At 53.8% G+C, this 7200-nt stretch carries 7 protein-coding genes (1 of these 7 running past the window's edge); 6 read left to right on the top strand and 1 reads right to left on the bottom strand.

Annotated elements, in window-relative coordinates; genetic code table 11:
* The first annotated feature begins 179 nt into the window (after window positions 1–179).
* From dnaN to gyrB, 5 genes are all read left to right on the top strand, one after another.
* Window positions 180–1322 (top strand): DNA polymerase III subunit beta, encoded by a 1143-nt coding sequence (gene dnaN, locus VN24_RS10200; RefSeq protein WP_045670326.1) that lies wholly within the window; start codon window positions 180–182, stop codon window positions 1320–1322.
* Between the two features lie 94 nt (window positions 1323–1416).
* Complete coding sequence (gene yaaA / locus VN24_RS10205; protein ID WP_193790106.1) at window positions 1417–1635, top strand: S4 domain-containing protein YaaA; 219 nt, start codon at window positions 1417–1419, stop codon at window positions 1633–1635.
* Between the two features lie 125 nt (window positions 1636–1760).
* Window positions 1761–2870 (top strand): DNA replication/repair protein RecF, encoded by a 1110-nt coding sequence (recF, locus tag VN24_RS10210; RefSeq protein WP_045670328.1) that lies wholly within the window; start codon window positions 1761–1763, stop codon window positions 2868–2870.
* Window positions 2871–2913: 43 nt separating this feature from the next.
* Window positions 2914–3162, top strand: a complete 249-nt coding sequence (gene remB, locus VN24_RS10215) for an extracellular matrix regulator RemB (RefSeq protein ID WP_045673168.1) — start codon at window positions 2914–2916, stop codon at window positions 3160–3162.
* Between the two features lie 54 nt (window positions 3163–3216).
* Complete coding sequence (gene gyrB / locus VN24_RS10220) at window positions 3217–5127, top strand: DNA topoisomerase (ATP-hydrolyzing) subunit B (protein ID WP_045670329.1); 1911 nt, start codon at window positions 3217–3219, stop codon at window positions 5125–5127.
* 86 nt (window positions 5128–5213) lie between these two features.
* Here gyrB and VN24_RS10225 read toward each other — a convergent pair whose 3' ends face one another.
* On the bottom strand, window positions 5214–6029 hold the full coding sequence (locus tag VN24_RS10225) for a YheC/YheD family protein (protein WP_045670330.1): 816 nt from the start codon (window positions 6027–6029) through the stop codon (window positions 5214–5216).
* Between the two features lie 347 nt (window positions 6030–6376).
* On the opposite strand from VN24_RS10225, the gene gyrA reads away from it, so the two are divergent.
* Window positions 6377–7200, top strand: the start of a protein-coding gene (gene gyrA / locus VN24_RS10230) for a DNA gyrase subunit A (RefSeq protein WP_045670331.1). The gene runs 1690 nt beyond the window's last position; the window shows 824 of its 2514 coding nt (coding positions 1–824); it begins with the start codon at window positions 6377–6379; its stop codon lies beyond the right edge, outside the window.

Genomic DNA, 7200 nt, shown 5'->3' on the forward strand with positions numbered 1-7200 from the left:
TGCACATGTGGATAGGCTTGCTTTATCGTTGTTTAGCGGACTTATCCACATATCCAGGCCTCCTACGGCTACTACTACTGTTTTTTAAAAGATTTTAAAGATCATCATCTATTAAACGCTGAACGCGTTTCTTAGCTTCGCTAATCTGTCCCGACATCCAAACTTCTAGGAGTGAGCGTATGAAACTTAGCATATCCAAACACGAACTGAACGAAGCGATCCAGCAGGTGGCCAAGGCGGCATCATCGAGACCCGCGATCCCGATTCTCGGCGGCATCAAAATTGACGTCACCCATCAAGGCGTAACCTTGACGGCCAGCGATACCGATATATCGATCCAAAGCTTTATTCCGGTTGAAAATGACGAGCATGTCATTGCAAAAGTCGACAAACCGGGCAGCGTCGTTATGCCTTCCAAATTTTTTGTTGAAATGATCCGGAAGCTGCCGGCCGACACGATCGAAATCGAAGTCGGCGATTCGTATCAGGCGATGATCCGCTCCGGCTCCACCGATATCCAAATGGTCGGAATGGATCCGGAGGAATTCCCCGTGCTGCCTGCGGTCGAAGAGAGCGAAGTGCTGCAAATTCCCGGTGATCTGCTGAAAGCGATGATCCGCCAAACGGTATTTTCCGCCTCCACCAGCGAACAGACGCCGGTGCTGACCGGCGTGCTCTGGAATTTGCAGGACGGACTTATTAAATTTGTGGCGACCGACCGTCACCGTCTGGCCAGCCGCACCGCCAAAGTCGACACCGCGCCGGAATACCGGTTCACCAATGTTGTCATTGCGGCCAAAACGCTGGTTGAGCTTTCCAAGCTCATCCCGGACGGATCGGCACTGGTCGAAGTCGTCGTCGCCAGCAACCAGGTGCTGTTTCGGATCGGTACGCTGCTCTTTTTCAGCCGTATCCTGGACGGAACTTATCCTGATACTTCCAAGATTATTCCGCAATCGTTCAAAACAGAACTCGTACTTGATACGCGCAAGCTGACCGATGCGATCGACCGCGCTTATTTGATGTCGCGCGAGGAGAAAACGAACATTGTGAGGCTCATGACGCTCGATAACAGTATGATCGAAGTGTCGTCGAGTTCTTCAGAGCTCGGCAAAGTGACGGAACAGCTGGAAGCCGCCTCGCTCGAAGGCGAGCCGCTGCGCATCGCGTTCAATTCCAAATATATGCTCGATACGCTCAAAGTCATCGACAGCGAGCAAATCATCATTTCGTTCACCGGCGCGATGAGTCCGATCATCATCAAACCGACCGATCATGCCAACAGTTTGTACATCATTTTGCCGTACCGCACGACCAACTAGAGCGTGCAGCAACGTTTCAGGGGGCGGGCATATCCGGCTCGTCCCCTTTTTGTCGGTTATAATATAAGCAAAAAGCAATAAGAAGGGCGGTTCTGTGATGAAACCGATCTCAATCAAGACCGAATATATTACGCTCGGACAGTTCCTCAAACTTTCCGACTGCATCGATTCCGGCGGTCAGGCCAAAATGTTCCTGCAGGAATATGCCGTTACCGTCAACGGCGAGCCCGACAACCGCAGAGGCCGCAAGCTTTACGACGGCGATAAAGTAAATGTTGAAGGGTTCGGTACGTTCCAGGTTCAGCGCGGCTGACCCGGCTTTAAGGCCGAGTGTCCGCCTGTGGCGGACTGTCCATCGGTGACGGACACAGGGGACGATGGGATTTATTGGCGTCCAGGCAGCACGAATGCATGCAGTAGAAACCGGGAGGCTTCGGCGTGTTTTTAAAAGCAATCAGTTTGACGAATTACCGCAACTACGAACGCCTGGAGCTGAGCACCGACAAGCGGGTCAACCTGTTTATCGGGCCTAATGCGCAGGGGAAAACCAATTTGCTGGAAGCGATCTTTGTGTTGGCGTTGACCAAGTCGCACCGCACCTCCAAAGATAAGGAGCTGATCGGCTGGCAGGCGCCGGAGGCGGCCATCCACGGCGTTGCGGAGAAGCGCTACGGCGATGTGACACTCGATCTGCTCTTCTCCGGCCAAGGCAAGAAGGCGAAGATCAACGGCCTTGAGCAGCGCAAGCTGAGCGGATTTATCGGCACGCTCAACGTGGTCATGTTCGCGCCGGAAGATTTGGAGATCGTGAAGGGGACGCCGGGCGTGCGCCGCCGGTTTCTGGATATGGAAATCGGACAGGTGCAGCCCGGTTATTTGCATACGCTGCAGCAGTATCACAAAGTGCTCGTGCAGCGCAACAACTACCTCAAGTCGGCGCCGCCTTCGGGGCTGCAGGCCGATCTGCTGGAAGTATGGAATATGCAGCTTGCGGAGCACGGTGTTAAAATTATGAAAAAAAGGAAACACTTCATACAGAAGCTGCAAACGTGGGCGGCAAGCATTCACGCGGGCATTACGGCGGGCGGCGAGGAGCTGACCGTCGAATACCGTCCTTCCTTCGAAATTGACGCCTCGGAAGAAGAATCTGTTTTATTCGATCAATTTATGATAAAGTTATCACAGGTAAAAGATCAGGAATTCCGCAGAGGGATGACGATGGTTGGCCCCCACCGCGACGATATGAGCTTTCATATCAACGGCAAGGAGGCCCATGTGTTCGGATCTCAAGGGCAGCAGCGGACGACGGCTCTGTCTTTGAAGCTTGCGGAAATCGAACTGATACGGGAAGAGATCGGGGAGTACCCGCTGCTTCTGCTCGACGACGTGCTGTCGGAACTGGACCAATACCGGCAAACGCAGCTGATCGAGACGTTCCAGGGCAAGGTACAGACGTTTATTACGGCGACCGGTCTTGAAAGCGTCAATGTCAGCCGGCTCGAGGATGCCGGTATTTATCACGTGAGCGGCGGCCGGGTGAGTGAGTAGCTTCCCGGCTTTCAAGCCGTGCCATGAACAGGAGGCGGAAGTCATATACATTCATTTGGGCGGGGAAAAAATCATTCGAGCCGCGGAACTGGTGGCCATTTTTGATATTTCGATCGAACAGTCTTCCAAGCTGTCCAAACAGTTCGTGGCCGGAGCCAAGAAACGCAAAGACGTCGAGCTGATCGGGGAAGAGGAACCGAAATCGATCGTCGTCACGAAGCAGCGGATTTATTATTCACCGATTTCTTCTTCCACGCTGAAGAAACGGGCACATCATTTTGCGGCTAATTAGCCGCTTTTTCGGCGGACCTTCGGAAGAGCAGTCGAGAGGAGCAGTGAAAAGAGCATGTCTTTGAATCAGCATACGTACGACGAGAGTCAGATCCAGGTGCTCGAGGGACTTGAAGCGGTTCGCAAAAGACCGGGGATGTATATCGGTTCGACAAGCGGTAAAGGTCTTCACCATCTGGTCTGGGAAGTCGTAGACAACAGCATCGACGAGGCACTGGCCGGTTATTGCAATCAGATCCAAGTGATCATTCATGAAGATAACAGTATTACCGTCATCGACAACGGCCGTGGGATCCCGGTCGGGGAGCATGCCAAGCTGAAGAAATCAACGCTGGAAGTCGTCATGACCGTCCTGCATGCGGGCGGCAAATTCGGCGGCGAAGGCTATAAAGTGTCCGGCGGCCTTCACGGCGTCGGAGTATCGGTCGTCAACGCCCTGTCCGAGCAGGTCATCGTTCAAGTTAAGCGCGACGGACACGTCTACCGCCAGGAATATCACCGCGGGGTGCCTCAGTACGACATCCAGATGATCGGCGATACGAACGAGACCGGGACGCAAACGCGCTTTAAGCCGGATCCGGAAATTTTTCAGGAAACGACCGTGTTCGAATACGAGACGCTGCAATCGCGGATCCGCGAGCTGGCGTTTTTGAATAAAGGCATCGAAATTTCGCTTCACGACGAGAGAACCGGGGCGAAAAGCAGCTATCACTACGAGGGCGGGATTATCGAATTCGTCGAATATTTGAACCGCAACCGTGAGGCGCTGCATGAGAAGCCGATTTACGTGGAAGGGTCAAAGGACCATATCCAGGTTGAAGTGGCGATGCAGTACAACGACAGCTACAGCGAAAATATTCACTCCTTCGCCAACAATATCAACACCCACGAGGGCGGCACGCACGAATCCGGATTCAAGAGCGCCCTGACGCGGATCATTAACGACTATGCCCGCAAAATGGGGGCGATCAAGGACAGCAACTCCAACCTGTCCGGCGACGACGTGCGCGAAGGACTGACGGCGATTATTTCGGTCAAAATACCGGAGCCGCAGTTTGAAGGGCAAACGAAAACGAAGCTCGGCAACAGCGAAGTGCGCGGCATCGTGGAATCGTGCTTCGCGGAGAAATTCGCCGAGTTTCTCGAGGAGAACCCTTCCGTATCGCGCAAAATCGTCGATAAAGGGCTGCAGGCTTCCCGCGCCCGCGAAGCGGCCCGCAAGGCGCGCGAGCTGACTCGCCGCAAGAGCGCGCTGGAAGTGAGTTCGCTGCCCGGCAAGCTGGCCGACTGCTCATCCAAGGACGCCTCGATCAGCGAGCTGTATATCGTCGAAGGTGACTCGGCCGGCGGCTCGGCCAAACAGGGGCGCGACCGGCACTTCCAGGCGATTTTGCCGCTGCGGGGCAAAATTTTGAACGTGGAGAAGGCGCGGCTGGACCGGATTTTGTCCAATACGGAAATCCGCGCGATCATTACCGCGCTCGGAACGGGCATCGGCGACGATTTTGACCTGTCCAAAGCCCGTTATCACAAAGTGATCATCATGACCGATGCCGACGTCGACGGCGCGCATATCCGCACGCTGCTGCTGACGTTCTTCTTCCGGTATATGCGCCAAATTATCGAAGCGGGCTATATTTATATCGCGCAGCCGCCGCTTTTCAAGATCGAGCGGAACAAAGTGATCCGCTATGCGCAGAGCGAGCGGGAACGCGACCAGATCATCGCCGAGTTCGGCGAAGGCGCGAAGGTGGGCGTCCAACGCTATAAAGGTCTCGGCGAAATGAACGCCGTCCAGCTGTGGGAAACGACGATGGATCCCGAAAGCCGCACGATGCTGCAGGTGCAGGTGGAAGATGCAATTGAAGCCGATTCCGTATTCGATACGCTGATGGGCGACAATGTGGAGCCTCGCCGCGAGTTTATTCACCAGTACGCCAAATCCGTTAAAAATCTCGATGTTTAGAATAGGGTATCATGCGGCCGCTCGTTCATGAGGACAGATCGACTGCGATACCGATCTTTTGGCCGTGTAATACGCGGCAAAGCCGCCTATAAATAAGGCGGCTTTTTCGTTCTCAATCTTCTAATGCGGGATCTCCGAATAATGGATCTGCCGGTTGTTGTGTATGCGCTGCGGTAGCGGAATATTTTGCGGGATACCGATTTATCACGCAGCTTGCGAAAAATATAAGGGTCGGGGGCGGTGTTCACTTCCAAAATCCACGGCTTCATTTTGTCGTCAATCGCCACATCGACCCCGATTTCCTTTAATCCGGGATAGCGGGTTTGCAGCTGCTGGGCGATTTGAAGCCCGAATTTGCGGAGTCTGCTCTTGTATTCGGCTTGAGCGGTTGGGGATAAATGGCCGCTCATCAGCGTTTCAAACGGCGTCACCGTACCCCCGCTGTGGTAGTTGGTCACGATTTTTGCCGGATGGGACAATCGGCCGATAATGCCGGTCGTCTCCCAATCATTGCGCAAGTTTTTTTGCACCATGACCCGCAAATCGAACCGCCGCTTGCGGTGCTGCAGCAAATGAATGCCGTGCTGAATCAAATACGTTTTTTTCGGCCGGACGCGCTCGATCCCGTGGTACAGTTCGTCGAAGCTGTTATATACACGAGCATTCGCTCCGGACTGGAAGCGGAAAGCGGCCTGGCTGCGGTTCTTTTTTTCCACCCGCATGACGCCGTTGCCGAACGTCCCTCTGTCGGGTTTTACGTACACCATTGCATAGTCGGAGAGCATCGAAGATAAGGCGCTGCGATTAAATATAACGGTCTTTGGAATATGATCGGACAGCGTTTTTGATTTTAACAATACGTTCGTTTTTGCCCATTTGCTCAACACGCGCTGGATGGCCAACTTACAAACCCACCTTTCAATATGCCTGCGGGACTTCGGCGAAATAAAGACAAGAGGTGCTAAACGATGGTATAATAGTATGGAGTGTCTATTGTGCAATCTGCTCGCCCGGATTGATGTCCCCATTTGTCGATTCCCCATATAGTATGGCGTTTGGAGAATGTAGGAGAACGGCAATTACCTAAATTTAAAGGTGCCTAAACGTTTAATTGTACCCGGAATGTGAAAGAAATATAAGGACAAGACGAACGCTTTAGGAACCCCGGTTTCCCCGGCGCGGGTGGGGCATGAGGGGAAACCATACAGCAGTTTTTCTTTGCTGTCAGCAGAATTTCAGGAGGGTAAAGATGGCGGAAGAACAACGTTCGCAAATCAAAGACCGGGATATTGGCACCGAGATGCGGGAATCGTTCATGGACTATGCCATGAGCATTATCGTAAGCCGGGCGCTGCCGGATGTTCGGGACGGCCTTAAGCCGGTGCACCGCCGCATCCTGTATGCGATGTCGGAACTTGGCATGTCCCCGGACAAACCATATAAGAAATCCGCCAGAATCGTCGGTGAAGTGATCGGTAAGTACCACCCTCACGGCGACTCCGCCGTTTATGAATCGATGGTGCGGATGGCGCAGGATTTTTCGATGCGTTATATGCTGGTCGACGGGCACGGAAACTTCGGGTCCATCGACGGCGATATGGCGGCGGCAATGCGGTATACGGAAGCCCGGCTTTCCAAGATCGCGATGGAGCTGCTGCGCGATATCAACAAGGAAACGATCGATTTCGCGCCCAACTACGACGGCGAGGAGCATGAGCCGGTCGTACTTCCTGCCCGTTTCCCGAACTTGCTTGTCAACGGCGTCGGCGGGATCGCGGTCGGTATGGCGACGAATATCCCGCCGCATAACTTGCCGGAAGTCATTGACGGCGTTCAGGCGATGATCGCCAACCCTGATATTACGTCCCTCGAATTGATGGATTACATCAAAGGACCGGATTTCCCGACGGCCGGCTTCGTTATGGGGCATCAGGGCATCCGTCAGGCATATACGACCGGACGCGGCTCGGTCACGATGCGCGCCCGCGCAGTAATTGAGGAAACGAACGGCAAAGCGCGTATCATTGTGCAGGAGCTTCCTTATCAGGTTATTAAAGCCCGCCTCGTCGAGAA

This window comes from Paenibacillus beijingensis, from assembly GCF_000961095.1.
Classification (GTDB): Bacteria; Bacillota; Bacilli; order Paenibacillales; family Paenibacillaceae; genus Paenibacillus_O; species Paenibacillus_O beijingensis.